The sequence below is a fragment of the Tenacibaculum pacificus genome (genome assembly GCF_027941775.1).
GTDB classification, from domain to species: Bacteria; Bacteroidota; Bacteroidia; order Flavobacteriales; family Flavobacteriaceae; genus Polaribacter; species Polaribacter pacificus_A.
On the sequence record NZ_CP115917.1, the window covers coordinates 178,532 to 201,459 of the forward strand.

The window sequence follows — 22,928 nt, forward strand, 5'->3', positions numbered from 1 at the left end:
AAAAAAGTTATCTGATTTTTATTTCAGATAACTTTTTTGAGTTGTTTTTTATAGAAAATCACCAAAGAAAAACCAATTTAATCCTTTTTTAATTTTACCTTTTCCATTTTCTTCTAGTTTTGGATTAGCATCTATTTGTTGTTGTTTTTCCATTTTTAAAGATTCTTCGGTAAATAAATCAACTACAAAATCATCGTAATTTTTACCAATTTCTTCTTTTAAATATGCATCAAAATATAACTCACTTGCTGCTTCACCTTTTACTTTTTCAATATTTAAAAGAGTTTCATATAGTGGTTTTATCTTTTCGATAACACTATTTGGTACTGCTTTTCTACGACCAGTATAACCAGTAACATTTCCTTTTTCATCTTTATCAATTGTAAAATCGGTAATAACCCAATAATATCTACCTGTTCTGGTAAGGTTTTTAACAATTGCATGAAAATTATTTTTATTTTTTAAGTTATCCCATAATACTTTAAAAACAACCTTAGGCATATCTGGGTGTCTGATAATACTATGTGGTTCACCAATTAATTCTATTTTATTATACTCTGAAACTGTTTCAAAAGTATCATTCATATAAAGAATTGTACCAGAAGCATCCGTTTTACTACTAATGGTTTGTGTTTTGTTCCATTTTATTTCTTCATCAATAATTTGTTGTGGACGTAGGGGATTTTTTATCATAAAGTTTTAGCTTTTAAAGCTGCAAAATTATAACATTCTCTTAATATAATAGTGTTAAAATAGTTTAATAATTAGAAAGGCTATCTATTTTATTTAAATAACCTTTTTTTATGTTGTTGATTTACAAGAAGTCACCAAAGAAAAACCAATTTAGTCCTTTTTTGAATTTATTTTCTTCTTCAACAGCAACTTCAATTTTAGGTTCGTTGGAAGTAGCTAGTTGTTTCTTTTTTGCATTTTTTAGAGATTCTTCTTCAAATAAAGAAACAACAAATTCATCGTAGCTTTTACCTGCTTCTTCTTTTAAAAAACCTTCAAAATATAATTCACTTACTTTTTCACCTTTTAGTTTTTCTATTTCTAAAAGTGTTTTATATAAAGGTTCAATTTTTTCAATAACACTGTTTGGTACTGCTTTTCTACGACCTGTATATCCAATAATTTTTCCATCATCATCTTTATCAATCGTAAAATCGGTAATAACCCAATAATATCTACCTGTTTTTGTTAAGTTTTTAACAATTGCATGATAATTTTTTCCTTTTTTTAAGGCATCCCACAAGGCTTTGAAAGCTACTTTTGGCATGTCTGGATGTCGAATAATATTATGAGGTTCACCTATTAATTCAATAGTACTGTACTCACAAGCTTCTGTAAAAGCTGTATTTGCGTAAAGAATAGTTCCGTGAATATCTGTTTTACTAACAATTGTTTGGGTTTTATCCCATTTTACTTCTTCATTGATTATTTGCATCGGGGGAATTTTTATGGTTTAGTTTTAAATTTAATAGTTATTGCAAATTTCTTAAGTAAATTATTATTAAAACATGATTTTAGTCATGTTTTAAATTTTAAACTAAATAACAAAAATGTATATTTGTGAGTTCAAACAAACAACAACGAACCTATGAGTGATTCTAGAAAAAGACGTGAAGCTTTGTTATATCATGCCAAGCCAAAACCAGGAAAAATAGCAGTAGTACCTACTAAAAAATATGCAACACAACACGATTTAGCGTTAGCATATTCACCTGGGGTTGCAGAACCTTGTTTAGAAATAGCAAAAGATAAAAATAATGTTTATAAATATACAGCGAAAGGAAATTTAGTAGCTGTTATATCTAACGGAACAGCTGTATTAGGGTTAGGAGATATAGGTCCTGAAGCCTCTAAGCCAGTAATGGAAGGAAAAGGATTGTTGTTTAAGATTTTTGCAGATATTGATGTTTTTGATATTGAAGTAGATGCTACTGATGTAGATAAATTTGTAGAAACCGTTAAAGCAATAGCACCAACTTTTGGAGGTATTAATTTAGAAGATATTAAAGCTCCTGAAGCTTTTGAAATAGAAAGAAGATTAATTGAGGAATTAGATATTCCTGTAATGCATGATGATCAGCATGGTACTGCTATTATTTCAACAGCAGCTTTAAAAAATGCACTTGAAATTATAGGTAAAGATATTGCAGATGTAAAAATTGTAGTAAACGGAGCTGGAGCAGCAGCTATTTCTTGTACACGTTTATATTTAGCATTAGGTGCTAAAAGAGAAAACGTAGTAATGTGCGATAGTAAAGGTGTTATCAGAAAAGATAGAGGTAACTTAACTTCTCAAAAAGCAGAATTTGCAACAGATAATGATGTAAATACTTTAGAGGAAGCAATGCATAATGCCGATGTTTTTATTGGTTTATCTAAAGGTGATGTAGTAACACCTGAAATGTTATTAGTAATGGCTAAAGATCCTATTGTTTTTGCAATGGCTAATCCAGATCCTGAAATTGAATATCAATTAGCTGTTGATACTCGTGATGATATTATTATGGCTACCGGAAGATCAGATCATCCTAATCAAGTAAATAATGTACTTGGATTTCCGTTTATTTTTAGAGGTGCTTTAGATGTTAGAGCAACCAAAATTAATGAAGAAATGAAAATGGCAGCTGTACATGCTTTAGCTGATTTAGCTAAAAAATCAGTTCCTGAGCAAGTAAATATTGTGTACGATGAAGTAAGTCTTTCATTCGGTAGAGAATATATTATTCCTAAACCATTTGACCCGAGATTAATTTATGAAATTCCTCCAGCAATAGCAAAAGCTGCAATGAGTTCTGGCGTAGCGCAAGAGCCAATTACAGACTGGGATGCTTATAGAGAAGAGTTAATGGATAGGTCTGGTAGTGGAAATAAAGAAATAAGATTATTACATAACAGAGCAAAAAAAGATCCTAAACGCATTGTATTTGCTGAAGCAGATCATATAGATGTTTTAAAAGCAGCTCAACGAGTTTCTGATGAAAAAATAGGTATTCCTATTTTATTAGGTAGAAAAGAAGTTATTTTAGAATTAAAAGAAGAGCTTGGTTTTGATGCTGAGGTTGTTATTATTGATCCTAAAACAGATGAAGAAACAGATAGAAGAAACAGATATGCTGAGTTTTTCTGGAAAACAAGACAACGTAAAGGAATTACTTTCTTAGAAGCACAAAAGTGGATGCGTGAACGTAATTACTTTGCTGCAATGATGGTAAATACAGGTGAAGCGGATGCTTTAATTACTGGATACTCAAGGTCATACGCTTCTGTTGTAAAACCAATGTTAGAGTTAATCGAAAAAGACAAAGGTGTTACTAGAGTTGCAGCAACAAACATGATGCTTACCAAACAAGGACCAATGTTTTTAGCTGATACTACAATTAATATAAATCCAACAGCAAAAGATTTAGCTAAAATAAGTCAGTTAACATCTGGTTTAGCAAAAATGTTTGGTATGACACCACATATTGCAATGTTAGGTTTTTCTAATTTTGGATCATCAAAAGCTGAAAGTTCAGTAAAAATAAGGGAGGCAGTATCTTATATACACCGTAATCATCCAAATGTAATTGTAGATGGAGAGTTACAAGCAGATTTTGCTTTGAACCCTGAATTGTTAGCAAAAGAATTTCCTTTTTCTAAGTTGAATGGTAAAAGAGCAAATATTTTAATATTTCCGAATTTAGAATCGGCAAATATTACTTATAAATTAATGAAAGAGACTGAGGGTGTAGAATCTATCGGACCTATTTTATTAGGAATGAGTAAGCCTGTACACATTTTACAATTAGGTGCAAGTGTAGATGAAATGGTTAATATGGCAGCCGTGGCAGTTGTAGATGCTCAAAATAAAGAAAGAAAAAATAAAATCTAAAGACTTAATACTAAATAATTTGTCTACTTTTAGACATGTTAAAATTCAATTAAATGATAACACAAATAAAAGGTAAACTTGTAGAAAAAAGTCCTACAAATGTGGTAATTGACTGTAATGGAGTAGGCTACTTATTGCATATTTCTTTACAAACTTATTCGTTATTACCTGCGGATGAAAATGTGTTGTTATATACTCATTTATCTATTCGTGATGATGCGCATACTTTATATGGATTTTTTACTAAAGTAGAACGAGAAATATTTAGATTGCTTACTTCCGTTTCTGGAGTAGGACCAAGTATTGCCAGAACAATGTTATCATCAATGACATCCGAAGAAATACAACAAGCTATTGCTTCGGAAAATGTAAAAGCAATACAATCGGTTAAAGGAATCGGAATAAAAACAGCGCAACGTGTTATTGTTGATTTAAAAGATAAAATTGTAAAACTTTTTGATTTAGATGAAGTTTCAATTACTCAAAACAATACAAACAAAGAAGAAGCGTTATCAGCTTTAGAAGTTCTTGGTTTTTTACGTAAACAAGCAGATAGAGTTATTGGAAATATACTAAAAGAAACACCTGATGCTAGTGTTGAAACACTAATAAAAAAGGCGTTGAAAAACTTATAAAACGGATTGAAAAAGACAGTCATTAATATATTCTTAACAACACTTACTTTATTAGTAAGTGTTGTTTCGTTTTCGCAAAACACAGTAAGTAATAAAAAAAATGCTGTTAAAAAAGATACCGTTATACCTCTTAAGTATAATTTTAGTAACAATCAAAAAGGAGGTCTTTTTTTAAATAATCCAACAGAAAAAATTGTCAGCTATGACAAGGCTATTAATAAATTTGTATTGGTAGAAAAAATTGGTGATTACTATATTGGTACACCTATTTTTATGACTCCAAATGAATATAAAAAATATCGCTTAAATAATGATTTGAAAGATTATTTCAAAGAAAAAATAGATGCGACTAACCCGAATAAAAAAGGAAGTAAAAAAGCTAGAAAAAACTTATTGCCAAAATATTATGTAAATTCTAAATTTTTTGAATCTATTTTTGGCGGAAATACAGTTGATGTAAAACCTACAGGTCAAGTAAATATAAAATTAGGAGGAGTTTATCAAAAAAATGAAAATCCTCAAATATCTATTGAAAATCAAACTAGTTTTACTTTTGATTTTGATCAGCAAATAAGCCTTGGTTTACAAGCAAAAATTGGAGAACGATTAAAGGTAACAGCAAATTATGATACCCAATCTACTTTTGATTTTCAAAATATTATTAAGTTAGAGTACGCCCCAACCGAAGATGATATTATACAAAACATTGAAGCGGGTAACATTAGTATGCCAATTAAAAACTCCTTAATAAACGGAGCGCAAACATTATTTGGTGTAAAAACAGAATTACAGTTTGGTAAAACATTTATAACGGCTGCATTTTCACAGCAAAATTCACAATCTAAAACAGTTGTTGCAGAAGGCGGTGCTACCATTGAGCCATTTGAATTACGTGCTTCCGATTATGATAATGATAGACACTTTTTTTTAGGACAGTATTTTAGAGAAACTTATAAAAAAGCATTAGGTAATTATCCATTAATAAATAGTCCAATAAATATTACTCGTGTTGAGGTTTGGGTTACCAATACTTCGCAAAATGTAACCGATTATCGTAGTATTGTAGGACTTGCCGATTTAGGTGAATCGAACACAAAAAGCACATCAAATAACTTAGTTAATGATGAAGTTGAAGACTTAACTATAAATCCTGCAAAGGCAAATGGGTTTAACATACCTGATAATAATGTTAATAATTTAAAAGGTTTATTAGCTGAAGGCAGTAAAATTAGAGATGTAGCAACTGTTGATGCTGCAATTAATGAATTAGGTATTCCTGCTAAACAAGGATACAATTATTCGTATTTGCAAAATGCAAGAAAGCTACAACCAAACGAGTTTAAAGTACATAATCAATTAGGTTTTGTATCTTTAAATAGAAGATTAAATGACGGAGAAGTTTTAGCCGTTGCTTATGAATATACTGTTGTTGGAGCTTCTAACGGAGAAACAGTATTTAAAGTAGGAGAGTTTTCTAATGATGGAGTCGTAGCGCCATCAAACTTAGTAGTAAAATTATTACGTAGTGAAATTTTAAATACGATTCGTCCGAATACAAGTGCACCAGGGTTTTTAGGAGTAGCATTTCCGACTTGGCAATTAATGATGAAAAATGTATATGCTTTAGGTGCTTTTCCGTTACAGCGTGAAGGTTTTCGTATTGAATTACTATATCGTGATGACCAAACAGGAACATTACAAAATACTTTACAAAAAGCATTAACGCCAGATGTATCAGAGAAACCACTATTGCGAATATTTAATCTAGATAAATTAGATCAAAGTGAGTATGCTGTACCTGAAGGAGATGGTTTTTTTGATTATGTAGAAGGAGTAACAGTTAGTTCAGAAAGAGGTTATGTTATTTTTCCTGAGCCAGAACCTTTTGGAAATGATTTAAAAGGCGAACTTACAAATACTACAGATCAAGAAAAATATCTTTTTGAAGAATTGTATTTAACGACTAAAATTCAAGCAAAAAATGAATATCAAAATAAAGATAAATTCTTTTTAAAAGGATATTTTAAATCAGCAACAAGTAGAGGTATTTCTCTTGGAGGATTTAATATTCCTAGAGGATCTGTTAGTGTTACTGCTGGTGGACGACAATTAGTAGAAGGAATTGATTATGTAGTAGATTATCAATTAGGAAGAGTACAAATTTTAGATCCAGGTTTAGAAGCATCAGGAATTCCTATAAATGCAACTACAGAAAGTAATAATTTATTCAGTCAACAACGAAAAACATTTATCGGTATTGATGTAGAACATCGTTTTTCCGAAGATTTTACTTTAGGAGGAACTTACTTAAATGTAAGTGAAAAACCAATAACACCAAAAGTGAATTTTGGTGGAGAACCTATCAATAATACAATGTTAGGTTTAAATTTAGATTATTCATCAGAAGTACCTTATTTAACAAAATTAGCAAACAGATTGCCGTTTGTAGAAACGGAAGTTCCATCAAATGTATCGGTTAGAGCAGATTTCGCATATTTGATACCTGGTTCGCCAAGTGGAATTGATATTGATGGAGCAGCAACATCTTATTTAGATGATTTTGAAGCATCAGAAATACCAATAAATTTAAGCTCACCACAACAATGGTTTTTAGCAAGTACACCAGAATCTCCAGGTTTTAATGGAGGGTCAGGTGATTTATCATATAATTATAACAGAGCAAAAATAGCTTGGTATAATGTAGATCAACTTTTTTATGCTAATGGAAACAGACCTAGTAACATTGATGAAAATGAACTATCAAGAAATGAAGTTCGTCAGATTCGTTACAACGAATTATTTCCAAATACTGATTTAGATATAACTCAACAAAACTTAGTACGAACTTTAGATTTAGCTTATTATCCATCAGAAAGAGGTCCCTATAATTATAATGTAAGCCCAGAAATAGCTGAAAAACGTTGGGGTGGAATTATGCGCCCGTTAACAACTAATAATTTTGAACAAGCGAATGTAGAATATATTCAGTTTTGGTTAATGGATCCGTATGAAAATTATTCAATTACAGAAGCAGAAGGTTTACCAGCAGGTGTCAATCATCAAGATTTAAGTAATCAGGTTGGTAAATTATTCATCAATTTAGGAAATGTTTCTGAAGATATTTTAAAAGATGGTCGAAAACAATATGAAAATGGTTTGCCTGAAGATGGAGTTAAAACAGACGAACTTAACGTAAACAAAACTGCTTGGGGTAATATACCGATTAATCCATCTATTTTGTATGCCTTTGATAATGATGATGGACATAGAACAAATCAAGATATTGGTTTAGATGGATTGAATGATGAAGATGAAAAAACACATCTTAAAGAACGTCATAGTTTTACTGATACTCAAATAGCTACTTTTGGAGATGATCCTGCGGGAGATAATTTTCAATATTTTAGAGGTGGAGCTATTGAAGCATCAAGTCCATCTGTTTTATCACGATATAAAAATTTTAACGGTACACAAGGAAACTCGCCAACGGCATCGCAATCAACAGAGTCGTATCCTACTTCATCAACTGCATATCCTGATACCGAAGATATTAATAAGGATCAAACAATGAATCCTGTTAATAGTTATTTTGAATATGAAATTTCATTAAATCATGATGATTTAAAAAAAGGTCAAAATAATATTATTGATGCGAAAAGCGAACCAATTACTTTGGCTAACGGAACAACACGAAATACTACTTGGTATCAATTTAGAATTCCTGTTAGAAATGATGCTAAGGCAATTAATGGAATTTCCGATTTTAATAGTATTCGTTTTATAAGAATGTTTCTTACTGAGTTTAAAATGCCAGTTGTTTTACGATTTGGTGAACTAGAATTAGTTCGTGGAGATTGGCGACGTTACACTAAAACTTTTCCAGAAACTGGAGTTCCTGAAAATTTAAAATCAGAAGAACTTAATAAGTTTGAAGTAGGTGTAGTAAGTATTGAACAAAACCAAGAAAAATATCAGTTACCGCCAGGAATTACACGTGAAGAATTACAAGGAACTAATAGAATTCAACGTCAGAATGAACAATCGGTTACTTTAAAAGTTACTGATTTACCTGCAGGTGAAAAAAGAACTATCTATAAAAATATAAGTATAGATATGCGTAGGTATAAAAAATTATTGATGTTTCTACATGCTGAAGCACCAACAGGTTCTAGAACAGATAATGATGATATGACAGCTATTATTCGTTTAGGAACTGATTTGAATGATAATTATTACGAAATTGAAAAACCATTAAAATTATCAACCTCGAATACTACTTCACGAGATGTTTGGCCAGAGGTAAATGATTTAGAAATTCCATTAGAAGAATTAGCAAACTTAAAGCTTGAGAGATCAGATGTTAGCGATGTTTTTTCATCAACAAGTTCTAATGGTTTAAAAATATCAGTAAAAGGAAATCCAACATTAGCACAGATAAGAACGGTAATGCTGGGAGTAAAAAATAATTCTAATTTAGAAGAAACAGCAGAAGTTTGGTTTAATGAATTGCGTGTAGTAGGTTTTGATAATAAAGGCGGATGGGCGACTGTTATAAATGCTGATGCAAATCTTGCTGATGTTATGGATTTATCTTTAGCAGGGAAAATGTCAACTATTGGTTTTGGAAGTATTGAAGATAGAGTACAGCAAAGAAGTATTGAAGAAATTAAACAATATAGTGTTGCAACTAATATTCAGTTAGGTAAAATGATGCCTAAAAAATGGAATATGCAATTGCCGATGAGTTATAGTTATGGTGAAGAATTTAGAGATCCTAAATATGATCCTCAATTTCAAGATATCGAATTAAAAAATGCTTTAGATAAAAATCCGAATAGTAAAAATGCGCAAGATTATACTCGTAGAAAAAGTATAAGCTTTATCAATGTTAAAAAGAATAAGAACTCTGAAAGTAAAAAAATACCAAAGTTTTATGATGTAGAAAATGTATCAGTTTCTTATGCTCATAATGAAGAACTTCATAAAGATTATAATATTGAAAAATTTGAAAATAAAAATGTAATGGCAGCGGCTAGTTATAATTTTAACTTTAAGCCTTTCGTTATTGAACCTTTTAAAAAATCAAAATTATTTAAAAGTAAATATTTAAAATTAGTAAAAGATTTAAATATAAATCCTGTTCCTAAAACACTAGCTTTTAATTCACGTATCAATAGAAATTATAATTCTCAGAAATCAAGAAATTTAATTGAAGGATTAAGTGAACAAACAGAATTAGTTCAGCGTAGGTTTTTATTTAATTGGGATTATACTATCGGTTTTGATTTAACAAAATCATTACAGTTGAATTTTAATGCAACCAATAACTATATTTATGATAGTTTTGGAAATGATGAAGATTTAGAAATATATGATCAGTTTTTTACTCTAGGACGACCTGATAATTATCATCAAAAATTAAATGCAACTTATAAATTGCCTCTTAAAAAAATACCATATTTAAATTTTATAACAGCAGATTATGGCTATACAGCAGATTTTGACTGGAAAGCTGGTTCGCAGAGTGTTGTAAATCAGGTAGATGAAACCACAGGAGAAACGACAGTTCTTGATTATCAGGATGTAGTTGGTAATATGGTTCAGAATGCGAATACACATAGTTTAAACGCGAATATTAATTTTGGTCGTTTTTATAAAACTTTGGGTATTGATAAATTATTATTAAAAGGAACTAAAAAGCAACCCATTAAAAAAGGACAAGCTACTTTAGGATCAAACGCTTCTGTAAAAAAGGCAAAGCTGAAAAAGAATGCTTCTTTTGGTCATAAAATATTGAAAGGTACATATGATGTATTAACATCAATAAAAAAAGGTAAAATTAGTTATTCTGAAAATAATGGAACTTTATTACAAGGATACAAACCTTCTGTAGGTTTCTTAGGAAGAAATAATTTTGAAGGAGGTTCTGCACCATCTTTAGGATTTGTTTTTGGTAGTCAAACAGAAATTTTAAATACTGCTATTCAAAACGGATGGTTAGTAACAAGAGATACAGATGATCCTTATTATAGTAAAAATTACGGAAAAACCAGATATAAAAAATTAGACTATACTGTTTCTGTAAAACCATTTAAAAATTTATCTATTGATTTAAGAGGAAATAGAATTCATACTAGTAATTTGAATCAACAGTTAGATGTAATTTCAGATGGTAATGGTAATTTTGAACAAAATCCAGCAATTAAAGTCTTTGAAACAGGTAATTATAGTATTAGTCATTTTATGTTAAGTACTGCTTTTACAGATAGTGAAGCTTTATATGAAACATTTTTAGCAAATAGAGCAACAATTTCAGAACGATTATCTGCTGCATCAGGGTTACCAAATAATGATGATGGAGCCGGATACAAAACAACAGGACAACAAGCAATGTTACCCGCATTTATTGCTGCTTATTCAGGTACTAGTGCAACTTCTGTAAGTACAAATGTGTTTAAGAGTATTCCAATTCCAAACTGGACATTACGTTTTAATGGGTTAATGAAGTATAAGTGGTTTAAAAAATCATTCTCTTCTTTTACGGTGTCTCATGGTTATAAATCATCATATACAGTAGGTAATTACACAAATAACCTACAATATGACACTTCTACACCAACAAATACAAATAATTCTGGTAATTATCAGTCAGAACTATTACTTTCGTCGGCAACTTTAATTGACGAGTTTTCTCCATTGGTAAAAGTTGATTTTAGAATGAAAAATGACTTTTCATTTAAAGGAGAAATAAGAAGAGATAGAAGTTTAACATTAAATTTCAATAATAATACTTTAACCGATGTTAAAGGAACAGAATATGTTGTTGGTTTTGGTTATAAAATTAAAGATGTTAAATTTGTAACCAGATTTACAGGTAAAAAACAAACCTTGAAAGGAGATGTTAATTTAAGAGCTGATATCTCTTTAAGAGATAATTTAACATTAATACGAAGTGTTGATAAAGAAAATAGTCAGATAACAGGAGGAGAGAAATTATTTGGGTTAAAATTTATAGCCGATTATAATTTAAGTAGTAGTTTAACAGCGTCGTTTTATTATAACCATCAAACGTTTCAATATGCGGTGTCAACTACGTTTCCAAGGCAATCTATCAATGCAGGAATCAATATTATATATAACTTAGGAAATTAAAACAAACACAATAAAAATAGTACAATGAACATTCCATCAGAATTAAAGTTTACAAAAGACCACGAGTGGGTTAAGATAGAAGAAGGTGTAGCTACAATTGGTATTACTGATTTTGCACAAGGAGAATTAGGAGATATCGTATATGTAGATGTTGATACTTTAGATGAAACTTTAGATATTGAAGAAGTTTTTGGTTCAGTAGAAGCAGTTAAAACAGTATCTGACCTTTTTATGCCTTTATCAGGAGAGGTAATCGAATTTAATGAAAAGTTAGAAGATGAGCCAGAATTGGTAAACTCTGATCCTTACGGTAACGGTTGGATGATAAAAATTAAATTATCAGACGATTCACAAGTAGCAGATTTATTAAGTGCTGAAGGGTATCAAGAGCTTATTAAAGGATAATTTAACAAAAATAGCAATACTAATAACCATTAGTATTGCTATTCTTAGTTTAATTAAAATTGGAAAGCAACCAGCTATAATTCAAATAAATCATTTAGATAAATACGAGCATGCATTTGCTTATTTTGTTTTATGCTTTGTTTGGTTATTGGCTTATAGTAAAACAAAAAATAATAGTTTTATAGTTGTTTTTTGCTGCGTATTTTACGGCATAATTATTGAAGCTCTTCAAGTTACAATAACTACATACCGTTCAGGTGATGTTTTAGACATTGTAGCAAATACGACGGGTATTTTAATAGCTTATATTACGTACTTTCTTTTTTTAGAAAAAATGTAACTATTTAAAGAATTAGCTTGTAAAAGTTGAAATAAATTAATTAAATTAGCGAACTATTAAAAAACATTTAGGATGGAAATTAAGAAGAATCCAAAGTCAAACTTAGAGAATTATAGTAAACTGTTTATGCAGTTAGGTTTGGTTTTAGCTTTATTTGTAACATATGTTGCAATTGAAAATAAAACATATGATAAAACATATGGAGATTTAGGTGAAGTGACTATGGCTTCTGAAATTGAAGAAGAAACAATAGAACTTAATATTGAACCACCAAAACCAAAACAAAACACACCTCCACCACCAGCACCAGAAAAAATAGAGGTTGTTGAAGATGAAAAGGAAGTTGAAGAAACCGTTATTGAATCGACTGAAACTGATGAATCTGAAGCTGTTGAAGTAGAAGATATTGAAGAGGCTGTTGAAGAAGAAGAAGTTGTAGAAGATGTACCTTTTTCTATTATTGAAGAAGTGCCTATTTACCCTGGATGTACAGGTTCTAAAGCTGAGAAAAAAGCTTGTTTAAATAAAAAATTACAAAAGCATATCCAACGTAATTTTGATGCTGAATTAGCAAACGAATTAGGGTTATCTCCTGGTAAGAAACGTATTTATGTTCAATTTAAAATTGATAAAGACGGATCTATAACAAGTGTTAATGCAAGAGCACCTCACCCAAGATTAAAAAAAGAAGCTATTCGTATAGCTAAAAAGATACCTAAAATGAAACCAGGTAGACAAAGAGGTAGACCAGTAAGAGTAGGGTATACATTACCTATTACTTTTAATGTAGAATAATTTACTTCTAATTATAATATAAAAAAAAGCAATCCAATTTGGGTTGCTTTTTTTATTGGCATACTTCTTGGTTTTAACAGTGTATTAACTTAAAAATTAATTACTATGAAAAATTTAAAGAATACGTCAAACAAAATTTTAAAGAAAAACCCAAGAAAACAATTAGAAAAATTTTCTTCTATTTTTATGCAGCTAGGTTTAGTACTTACATTATTTGTTGTTTTTATTTCATTAGAACATTGAAACAGAAAAAAAGACAGCCGATGTATTTATTCCTTTTGAAACAAATCAATCTACTGTTTTTACTTTTTCACGTTCTGTGGTTATCAAAAAAGTAGAAAAAAAGTAGTTCCTGTGGTTAAAAAACGAGTAATGAAAATAATTAGTACCCCAGTAATTGTTAAAAATACTAATGTTATTGAAGAAACAATTATAAAATCAACAAAAGAAAATAAGAAAACAACAATTAAATCGATTATAAAAGAACCGAAAATTGTTGAAATAGTAGAGAAAACAATACCTATAAATAATGTTCAAAATGCGCCAGTTTTTAAAGGTTGTGAAGGTTTATCCGAAGAAGAAAATAGAAAATGCTTCGAGCGTAAAATACAACGACATGTTCAGCGACATTTTAATTCAGAAATAGCACAAGATGTAGGATTAAGTTCTGGTAAATATAAAATATTAACTCAATTTATAATAAATAAATCAGGAATAGTATCTGATATCAAAATTAGAGCTCCTCATAAAAAATTAGAAAAAGAAACAAATAAAGTAGTGCGTAAAATACCTAATTTTACACCAGGAAAACAAAATAAGAAAGCTGTAAAAGTTAAATATACCTTACCGATTACTTTTAAAGTAGAATAAAATCAAAAACTCAACTATTAAGGTTGAGTTTTTTACTTTTGTATATATGGATAAAACGAACTCTTATTTTTCTCACGAAACTGCTATAATTGATGATAATTGTATTATTGGTAAAGAAACCAAAATTTGGCATTTTAGTCATATAATGTCTAATTGTAAAATTGGTAATTATTGTAATATAGGTCAAAATGTAGTGATTTCTCCAGAAGTAATTTTAGGAAATAATGTGAAAGTGCAAAATAATGTATCTATTTATACAGGTGTTATTTGTGAAGATGATGTTTTTTTAGGTCCATCAATGGTTTTTACCAATGTAATAAATCCTAGAAGCGCTATAAATAGAAAAGATCAATATTTAAAAACTATAGTTAAAAAAGGTGCTAGTATTGGTGCTAATGCAACTATAGTTTGTGGTAATAATATTGGTGAATATGCATTTGTAGGAGCAGGAGCAGTGGTTACAAAAGAAGTACTTCCTTATGCTTTGGTTGTAGGAAATCCATCTAAACAAATAGGATGGGTTAGTGAATATGGACATCGATTAGAATTTGATGAGAATAATGAAGCAATATGCTTTGAAAGCTTTCAAAAATATTATTTAGAAAAAGATAAAGTAATTAAATTATAATTTTTTAATGTCTAATTACTTGTGTATTAGATATAACTTACTTATATTTGAGTAGTGGTTTTAAAACCACTACTTTTTCTTTTTCATAGCAATTTTTCCCACTCAATTTTTTGAGTGGGTTTTTTTATGAATAATTCCCAAATTAAATAACCATAAACAAATAGATATTCTAAACTAACAAACCATAAGTTTTCTTTCCATGGTTCATTTGAATATGCTTGATAACTTAAAATTATGACAATACTCCAAATTAAAGGAAATCGATATTTAGTAAATACAGATAATATTAAAAGTGTTGCGATGTACCATGGATGCATTGTTGTTGTTGTAAAATAATAAAAAGATAAACCAAATAACATTGCTGTAATTAATTCTATCATTGATTTATTTCTTCTAAAAAATGTAATCCCTATTAAAAATAAAATAGTTAATAAAGGACCTATTTTTCCTATGATTGCTATTTCGTTATAACCTCTAAATAAATAACCTATTTCTCTAGCGATATAGTAAAAACTACCATTAAATTCGAAATTCCGAAACCATAATCCAACAGAATTAGAGTAATTTGAAATAAATAAAGGCGAGTAAAAAGGAAGAAATAATACAATAATGCTCACTAGAATAATTCCATAGAAACAAATAAGTTTTGTTATTTTTATTATTGATGAAATTTCTGTCTTTTCTTTTTTGATAAACCATTGAAAAAATAATGGTAAAAATAACAACGGAATTAATTTTACAGTAACAGAATAGGCAAGTAATAACCCTGCTGATATCCATTTTTTTTGTTGTAATTGATATAAACTCAAAATTAAGAAAAATAACATTACAGGTTCAAAATGTAAATTACCTGTCATTTCAATAATGATAAACGGGTTTAAAGTATATAAAAAGATATTATGAATAGGTAAATTTAGTTTTTCTAAGAGTTTTTTTCCAAAATATAAAATTCCAATATCTGCCGAAATTATAATAATTCGCATCACAATTACACTGCCTAAAATGCTTTTGTTAGCCAAAATAGCAGCTATTAAAAAGCATAATTGATTTATAGGTGGATAATTAGTATAATGACTTCCATTCATTTCTCCCATTCCCTTATATAAAGAAATAGCTTCATTTATAGGATACTTTTGTTGTTCTATAAAGATTTTAGGCAATGATAAATACGGATTAAATCCTTCTAAAATCATTCTTCCATCCCAAATAAATCGATAAAAATCTTGTGATAAATTAGGGATTGCAAACAGAAAAATCAATCTAAATAAAATAGAAACACCAACTAGAAGAGGAAAATTATGCTGATTTTTTTTCCATAAAAAATAAGTGCTACTAAATAGTGCACACCATAAGAAAAATAGTTGTAAAAAATTTGTTCTATCTAAAAAAAAAGCGACTAAAAAATAAAGAATACTGCTAATAAAAGTTAGCAGTATTGCATTGTTTTTTTTCCAGAAGTACATTAGGCTTTAGAAAATAATGATTTGAAAAATACATAACCAAAACCTACACATAGCATTAAGTGAAAAGGAAACAATCCAAAATCACCGCCTTGGTCACCTACAATAAAAGCACTATACATACCAAATGCAAAATAAAGAGCCAAAAGACCTTCAAAAATTACATGTAAAGAAACTTTTTTTCTGATATATTTATTGTTTTTCCAACCATCTTTTACCGACTTAATATTAAATTTAGGTGTACGAACAAATTCACTTTTTTTACCATAATGACCCTCTAAAACAGCAATAGAGTTATGTAATGAAAATCCCATCGCAATAGAAAAAAAGGTAAAAAATGTACCAATATAACTAAAGAAACTCTTAATTCCACTACCGTAAGTTCTTTTGTACATATGCCAATAGCAAACAAAAAATATAACAGAGCTAATTACAAAAAAGCTCATCATATAAAAATATGGTTTTAAATGTTCATATTCGTTTTTTATATATAGCATAGGAATACTTAGTACACCAACTAAAAATACATTTAAAAACATTGAACTATTTAATAAATGTAATAATCCGTGAACTTTAGATTTAAAAGGCAAGTTATTATTACCAATAACTCTTTTTGCCATTTTCTGAAAGTTTTCAGCACCACCTTTATTCCATCGAAATTGTTGCGAGCGTGCAGCACTAATAATTACGGGTAATTCAGCAGGAGTTTCAACATTTTCTAAGTATTTAAACTTCCAGTTTTTAAGTTGCGCTCTATAACTTAAATCTAAATCTTCAGTTAAAGTATCGCCTTCCCAGTTACCAGCATCATAAATACATTGTTTACGCCATATACCAGCAGTACCATTAAAATTGATAAAATGACCTTTACTATTTCGTCCTACTTGTTCTAAAGTAAAATGAGCATCTAAGGCAAAAGCTTGAATTTTAGTTAAGGTAGAATAATTTCTATTGATGTGTCCCCAACGAGTTTGAACAACACCAATTTCTGAATCTTTAAAATAAGGAACTGTTTTTTCTAGCCAATCTTCTTGAGGTAAAAAATCAGCATCAAAAATAACAATAAACTCTCCTTTGGCAACTTCTAAACCTTCTTTTAATGCTCCTGCTTTAAATCCTTGTCTGTTTTTTCGACAAATATGTACAATATCTAATCCTGTTTTTTGAAGCTCTTTTATTTGTTTTTCTGTAGATATTACAGATTCATCCGTAGAGTCATCTAAAACTTGAATTTCTAACTTTTTATTTGGGTATTTTATTTTGGCGATGTTAGTTAACAAACGCTCCATCACATATAATTCGTTAAAAACGGGCAATTGTATGGTTACAAAAGGAATTTCTTCAGGTTTTGAAAAATCGAATTTAGGTGAATTATCTTTTTGTTTTTGAGCCTTTAAATAATTAAACAATAAGTTTAATTGTGCCAAAGCATACATAAAAATAAGAATTAACGAAATAGCATAAACTACTATTATAATGTATTCTACAATCATTATTTGAAACTATATTTGAATATCCAACTTAATATTTTAACGCCCGCAAATATACTACCTTTTACCGTTCCTGAAACTTTTGAAACTCCAATTCTGTTTCTATATTTCATAGGAATTTCTACGTAACTAAATTTTTGTTTTAGTGCTTTTAATTGCATTTCTACTGTCCATCCGTAGGTTTTATCTTCCATATTTAAGGATAGTAATTTATCATATTTAATAGCTCTAAAAGGTCCTAAATCGGTGAATTTTGCTCTAAAAAATAATTTCATTAAAAAGGTAGCTAACCAATTTCCGAATATTTGTTGCGGTGTCATAGCACCATCTTCTCGTAATTCTTTTACACGAGCACCAATTACAAAATCGATGTTTTTATCTATAATAGGAGCAATAAGTTCGGTTAATTGTTCAGGATAATCAGAATAATCGCCATCTAAAAAAACAATAATTGTTGGTTTTTTTTCTGATGATGCAATATAATCCATACCTTTTAAACAAGCGTATCCATAGCCTTTTCTGTTTTCTTGTAGAACAGTAGCACCTGAATTTGTAGCATTTTCAACTGTGGCATCCGTAGAATTATTACTAATCACGATTATTTCATCAACAATTGATGGAATATCGTTAATAACTTTTGCGATAGAATCTTGCTCGTTATAAGCAGGAATAATCACTTTAATTGATTGTTTCATTTATCTTAAGTCGAACAAATTATTTTCTTTTTTAAAAGATTTTAAATCTGTCCATTCTTTTATTTTTTTTCCTTGATGATATTTTTCAGCACGAATTAATTCTTGATTATAATATCGTAAACAATATCCATTTTTTTGGTTATCTTTTAATTGGCATTTATGATTTACAACTCCTTTACTATCATAAAATAACCACCATTTACTTTTTTTACCATCAATAAAATGACCTTCTTTTAAAGTCGTTCCATTTTGGCGATAAAAATACCAATATTTTACGGAGCGGTTTCGCTTAAAGTTACCTTCTTTTTTTAATTGACCATTTCTATAATAAAATTTCCAATAATCAGATTTAAAAGATTTTTTAATCCAGCCTTCTTGTTTCAAATTACCATTATCAAAATATTTTTTTTGATATGTTTTTTGCGAAAACATTATCATCGAAATAAAAAACAAGAAGATGAATAGTTTATTTTTCATTGATTAAATCCATTAAATTAACATCGTTTCCTAATAATATTTCAGTAGGATTAATTCTTCCTTTTTCAGGACCATTTTCCAATTTTAAAACGCCTCTTGGGCAAACTGCCGAGCAAACTCCACATCCAACACAGCTAGAACGTACAATATTTTCGCCTTTTTGAGCATAGGCTCTTACATCAATTCCTTGTTCACAGTAAGTAGAACAATTTCCACAAGAAATACATTGCCCTCCGTTTGTTGTAATTCTAAATCGAGATTTAAAACGTTGGATAAAACCTAAATAAGCAGCTAAAGGACATCCGAATCTACACCAAACACGATTTCCAAAAATAGGATAGAACCCTGTACCAATTACACCTGCAAAAATAGCACCGATTAAAAATCCATAAATATCTTGAATTGTTTGTGTTTTAATACCAATAACTTCATTTGCACCCGAAAAGAAAGTATATAAAGCAAAGCCTGTCATCACCAAAACAAAAATAAGTACTGTATGAATTACAATACGTTCGACTCTCCAAGAAAGTAATGTTTTGCTTGATAATTGTCTGTAAGGATCTCCTAGTGTTTCTGCCAATCCACCACATCCACAAACCCATGAACAATACCATCTTTTTCCGAAGAAATAAACCATTACAGGAACTATAATAATGGTTAAAATAACTCCCCAAACCAAAATAAATAAACCAAAACCACCGCTGGCTAATAATTCATCTAAATTCCATTTGAAAAAAAAATCATAATCTAAAGGAAAGGCATTTTTAAAGTCGTACCAAGGTTTTTCGAAGCGAACTAAAATTTCTGGAATTAAAAAAGCAAATACAATTTGAAAGAATAAAACAGAGGTTGTTCTTAAAATTTGATATTTATTATGACGATATTTAATATACATTCTTACTGCCATAACCGACATTACTGTACAATATAAAAATCCGTATAAAAACCATTGACTTGCAGGATTTCCACTAATTGATTCACTAATCGGATCAACTAAATATACCCAGTTTACTATGAAATCAGGATAAAAATATAACAGTATATAAAAAGTAACCAAGAAGATAAAAGCAAACCAACCAATCCAACCACGATTTGTAGCTGCGTTTAAAAATATTCCATCATTTTTGATACCTGCATTTCCTAATAAAACGACATCAGGAACGATAAAAAGTAACGCACCAATAATTCCTAAACCGAATGTTAAAAACCACATCAAACCTGTATTGTCGGAAGCAAGTCTGTTTCCTGCTTTTTTAGCAAGCGTAAAACTTAAACTATGCGGTTTTCCAAATATTTTATATTGATATTGTTCTCCTTTTTTAGCCCAATTTTTTTCAGCATCATATTTTGCAATAAGTCCGTTATAATGTGTGTTAGAATTTTCATACGCTTTTATAACACGACTCGAAAATTGAAAAATATTTAAATCTTCTGAAGTTACAACAGCCTTGCTTAATTCATCATTTATAACCGTACTTTTATACTGTTTTTCTTTGATAAAAGAATCTAATTCGGCTTGTTCTAAACGGAAAGAACCTGTGAAAATAGTTCCTATAAAGATACTTAATCCGATTAAGAAAATTATTAGACCTGTTTGTTTTATGATTTTCATATATTATGATTTACTAAAAATTCGTATCCAACTTTTCTTTTTTAGTTGAATAGTACTATTATTTTCTTTGTTGAATTGTGCTATTATTTCTGGCTCATGAAGTTTATAAAATTCGGGATCAAAATTAGCATCGGCTAAATGTTCTAACACATATTCTACAGAACGTTTTTCGGTTAAAACTTTATCAAAAAAATGATGACGCATTCTAATTCCGAAGGTATTTATTCCGATAAATTGATGCGTTTTTTTATCATAATTAATATGAATACATTTTTTACCACTTTGATGTTCCCAATAAAAACGAGCTTCATTTTCTTTTGTTTCTGCCCAAACCCAACCATAAGTTTGATATTCAATATCCATAAATTTGGCAGAGTTAAACCAATGTCCAGGTTTATATGCTGTTTTATTATCACAAATAGTTTGCGCAACAGTTTCGCCCATCATTCTTCCTGTGTACCAAACGGCTTCAATAGGTGGGCGCTGATTTATGGCGTTGTGTTGTTGGGCACAATCGCCAATTGCATATATGTTTTTAATATTTGTTTCTAAAAATCGATTTACTTTTACGCCTCTTTCTATTTCAATTTCAGATTCTTTAATAAAATCAATATTAGGAGAAACACCTGCTGTTAATCCAACAACATTACATTGAATTTCTTCACCTGTTTCTTCAATAATAATCGATTTTACGTGTCCGTTTTCATCAGCTTTAATTTCTTTTAAATTGACACCTAAACGTAAATCAATATGATTTGCTAAAATTTCTTTGTTAAGCATTTCCGATTCTTGAGCAGGCAAAACACCATTCCAAAAACTTTTATCACGAACTAAAAATGTTACAGGAATATTTCTGCTGTGTAACATTTCTGCTAATTCTATTCCAATCAAACCGCCACCAACAATTACAGCTCTTTTACAGGTTTTATTATCAGGAGCAAATTTTTCTAATTTTTCTAAATCTTGTTTATGATACATTCCCATAACGCCTTCTAAATCTTGTCCTTTCCAACCGAATTTATTGGGTTTACTTCCTGTAGCAATAATTAATTTATCATATGCTAGGGTTTCATTGTTATCAAAAATGACTTCTTTATTAGATGTATTTATCTTAGAAATGAGTCCTTTTTTAAGCACGATTCGGTTTTTTTTCCAAAACCAAGGTTCGTAAGGTTGTGTGTGCTCAAATTTCATGTGTCCCATATAAACATACATTAAAGCAGTTCTTGAGAAAAAATATTTAGTTTCAGATGAAATAATAGTAATTCTTTTGTCTGATAATTTTCGAATATGTCTGGCAGCAGTAACACCAGAAATTCCATTACCAATAATAACAACATGTTCCATAAAAGTTGATTTGCAGTTAGGTCGTTGTTAAAGTTAATAACTTAACAGGATAAATAAATTTAGAATCAATTTAAATAAGGATGTAATGTAAGTTGATTAAAAATATGTCGTCTTATTATATAAATATAAAAAAGCTTAAAATGGAAATTAAATCAAGATACATTGCTGTATTAATCGTTTTATTTGGTTTTTCTGAAGTGTTTTCTCAAGAAAAACAAGAAGAAGAAAAAAGTAATATTCAAACTTACACACCTTCTAAATTATTGAATAAAGGACAGTGGGATATTAAATGGGGAAATAATTTATACACAGAAACAAAGTTTACTAATGAAAATGGAAATTCATTATCAAAAGACCGAGCTAATTTTTTTACTTCATCAGTAGAAATTTTTACAGGAATTTCTGATAATAATCGTTTTAATGTTGGTCTTTTAGCAGAATTTCGTTCTAATACTATCGGAGGTAGGCAAGCATTTTCTGTTTTTAGTTTAGAAGATACAAATTCTGATAGAAAAGGAATTACATCAATAGCGCCTGCAATAAAATTTCAACCTTTTAAAAATATTGCTAATTTTTCGGCACAGTCAGCAATTCATATTCCTTTAGTAAAGAATGAATCTGATAGTAATGGTGTGTATTTAGATCAAACTTCATGGATATTTCAAAACAGGTTTTTTTATGATTATACTTTCGAAGGAGATAAATGGCAGTTATTTACAGAACTAAATACCGAATACAGTTTTGGAGAAGAAAAAAGTTACGCAAACAATACTTATTTATTAGCACCAAGTATTTTTATGAGTTATTTTCCAACAAATAAATCGACTGTTTTAGGTTTTGCACAACACTCGCAACGCTTTGGCGATTTTACACAAGATTATACTGCTTTAGGTTTTGGAGGTAAATATCAGATAACAAAAGTTTTAAATTTAGAAGCGATATACAGTAATTTTGTAAGAGGAAATAACAACGGATTAGGGCAAAGTTTTAATATAGGAGTACGAGCATTGTTTTAAAAAACAGTATTTGATAATTTGTTTTTTATTCTGTAAAAGTTAAAAAATAATCATCAATATGTTTCCCCTTTTTTATAGGTATTGACCAACTATGTTGTGTTGATACCTTTTTTGGTTTATTAA

The 22,928-nt window shown here is 29.3% G+C and carries 17 protein-coding genes; 9 read left to right on the forward strand and 8 right to left on the reverse strand.

Translation table 11 applies throughout. The annotated features are described in order from the left end of the window. Positions 1 to 48: 48 nt before the first annotated feature. Both PG913_RS00795 and PG913_RS00800 read right to left on the reverse strand, forming a co-directional pair. A complete protein-coding gene (locus tag PG913_RS00795) occupies positions 49 to 693 on the reverse strand; it encodes a PAS domain-containing protein (RefSeq protein WP_271231192.1) in 645 nt (214 codons plus the stop codon). Between the two features lie 121 nt (positions 694 to 814). Next, a complete protein-coding gene (locus PG913_RS00800; RefSeq protein WP_271231193.1) occupies positions 815 to 1,447 on the reverse strand; it encodes a PAS domain-containing protein in 633 nt (210 codons plus the stop codon). A gap of 153 nt (positions 1,448 to 1,600) precedes the next feature. On the opposite strand from PG913_RS00800, the gene PG913_RS00805 reads away from it, so the two are divergent. From PG913_RS00805 to PG913_RS00835, 8 genes are all read left to right on the forward strand, one after another. Next, positions 1,601 to 3,883, forward strand: coding sequence for an NADP-dependent malic enzyme (locus PG913_RS00805; protein ID WP_271231194.1), 2,283 nt, complete (start codon positions 1,601 to 1,603; stop codon positions 3,881 to 3,883). 53 nt (positions 3,884 to 3,936) lie between these two features. After that, positions 3,937 to 4,518: a Holliday junction branch migration protein RuvA gene (ruvA, locus tag PG913_RS00810; RefSeq protein WP_271231195.1), complete on the forward strand. Its 582-nt coding sequence runs from the start codon at positions 3,937 to 3,939 to the stop codon at positions 4,516 to 4,518. Positions 4,519 to 4,524: 6 nt separating this feature from the next. Then, on the forward strand, positions 4,525 to 11,670 hold the full coding sequence (gene sov, locus PG913_RS00815; RefSeq protein ID WP_271231196.1) for a T9SS outer membrane translocon Sov/SprA: 7,146 nt from the start codon (positions 4,525 to 4,527) through the stop codon (positions 11,668 to 11,670). Between the two features lie 24 nt (positions 11,671 to 11,694). Continuing rightward, entirely contained in the window at positions 11,695 to 12,075 is a 381-nt protein-coding gene (gcvH, locus tag PG913_RS00820; RefSeq protein WP_271231197.1) for a glycine cleavage system protein GcvH, read from the forward strand. Continuing rightward, complete coding sequence (locus tag PG913_RS12970) at positions 12,041 to 12,415, forward strand: VanZ family protein (RefSeq protein ID WP_408648493.1); 375 nt, start codon at positions 12,041 to 12,043, stop codon at positions 12,413 to 12,415. Before gcvH ends, PG913_RS12970 begins: the two co-directional genes overlap by 35 nt. A 72-nt stretch (positions 12,416 to 12,487) precedes the next feature. Next, positions 12,488 to 13,210, forward strand: coding sequence for an energy transducer TonB (locus PG913_RS00825; protein WP_271231198.1), 723 nt, complete (start codon positions 12,488 to 12,490; stop codon positions 13,208 to 13,210). 372 nt (positions 13,211 to 13,582) lie between these two features. After that, positions 13,583 to 14,080, forward strand: coding sequence for an energy transducer TonB (locus tag PG913_RS00830; RefSeq protein WP_271231199.1), 498 nt, complete (start codon positions 13,583 to 13,585; stop codon positions 14,078 to 14,080). Between the two features lie 46 nt (positions 14,081 to 14,126). Then, complete coding sequence (locus PG913_RS00835) at positions 14,127 to 14,708, forward strand: acyltransferase (RefSeq protein ID WP_271231200.1); 582 nt, start codon at positions 14,127 to 14,129, stop codon at positions 14,706 to 14,708. Between the two features lie 83 nt (positions 14,709 to 14,791). Here the strand turns inward: PG913_RS00835 and PG913_RS00840 are convergent, their stop codons facing one another. From PG913_RS00840 to PG913_RS00865, 6 genes are read right to left on the reverse strand one after another with little or no spacing between them, the layout of a single operon-like run. Further along, entirely contained in the window at positions 14,792 to 16,171 is a 1,380-nt protein-coding gene (locus tag PG913_RS00840; RefSeq protein ID WP_271231201.1) for a mannosyltransferase, read from the reverse strand. After that, positions 16,171 to 17,661, reverse strand: a complete 1,491-nt coding sequence (locus PG913_RS00845) for a cellulose synthase family protein (RefSeq protein WP_271231202.1) — start codon at positions 17,659 to 17,661, stop codon at positions 16,171 to 16,173. Before PG913_RS00845 ends, PG913_RS00840 begins: the two co-directional genes overlap by 1 nt. After that, the gene (locus tag PG913_RS00850) at positions 17,661 to 18,353 is read right to left on the reverse strand and encodes a glycosyltransferase family 2 protein (RefSeq protein ID WP_271231203.1); all 693 of its coding nucleotides are present in this window, start codon (positions 18,351 to 18,353) and stop codon (positions 17,661 to 17,663) included. Before PG913_RS00850 ends, PG913_RS00845 begins: the two co-directional genes overlap by 1 nt. Beyond that, on the reverse strand, positions 18,354 to 18,830 hold the full coding sequence (locus tag PG913_RS00855; protein WP_271231204.1) for a toxin-antitoxin system YwqK family antitoxin: 477 nt from the start codon (positions 18,828 to 18,830) through the stop codon (positions 18,354 to 18,356). Beyond that, positions 18,820 to 20,442: a 4Fe-4S binding protein gene (locus PG913_RS00860; RefSeq protein WP_271231205.1), complete on the reverse strand. Its 1,623-nt coding sequence runs from the start codon at positions 20,440 to 20,442 to the stop codon at positions 18,820 to 18,822. Before PG913_RS00860 ends, PG913_RS00855 begins: the two co-directional genes overlap by 11 nt. 3 nt (positions 20,443 to 20,445) lie before the next feature. Beyond that, positions 20,446 to 21,789 (reverse strand): NAD(P)/FAD-dependent oxidoreductase, encoded by a 1,344-nt coding sequence (locus tag PG913_RS00865; RefSeq protein WP_271231206.1) that lies wholly within the window; start codon positions 21,787 to 21,789, stop codon positions 20,446 to 20,448. A 140-nt stretch (positions 21,790 to 21,929) separates the two neighbouring features. Here PG913_RS00865 and PG913_RS00870 point away from each other — a divergent pair, with 140 nt between their 5' ends. After that, complete coding sequence (locus tag PG913_RS00870) at positions 21,930 to 22,805, forward strand: transporter family protein (protein WP_271231207.1); 876 nt, start codon at positions 21,930 to 21,932, stop codon at positions 22,803 to 22,805. The last annotated feature ends 123 nt before the right edge of the window (positions 22,806 to 22,928 follow it).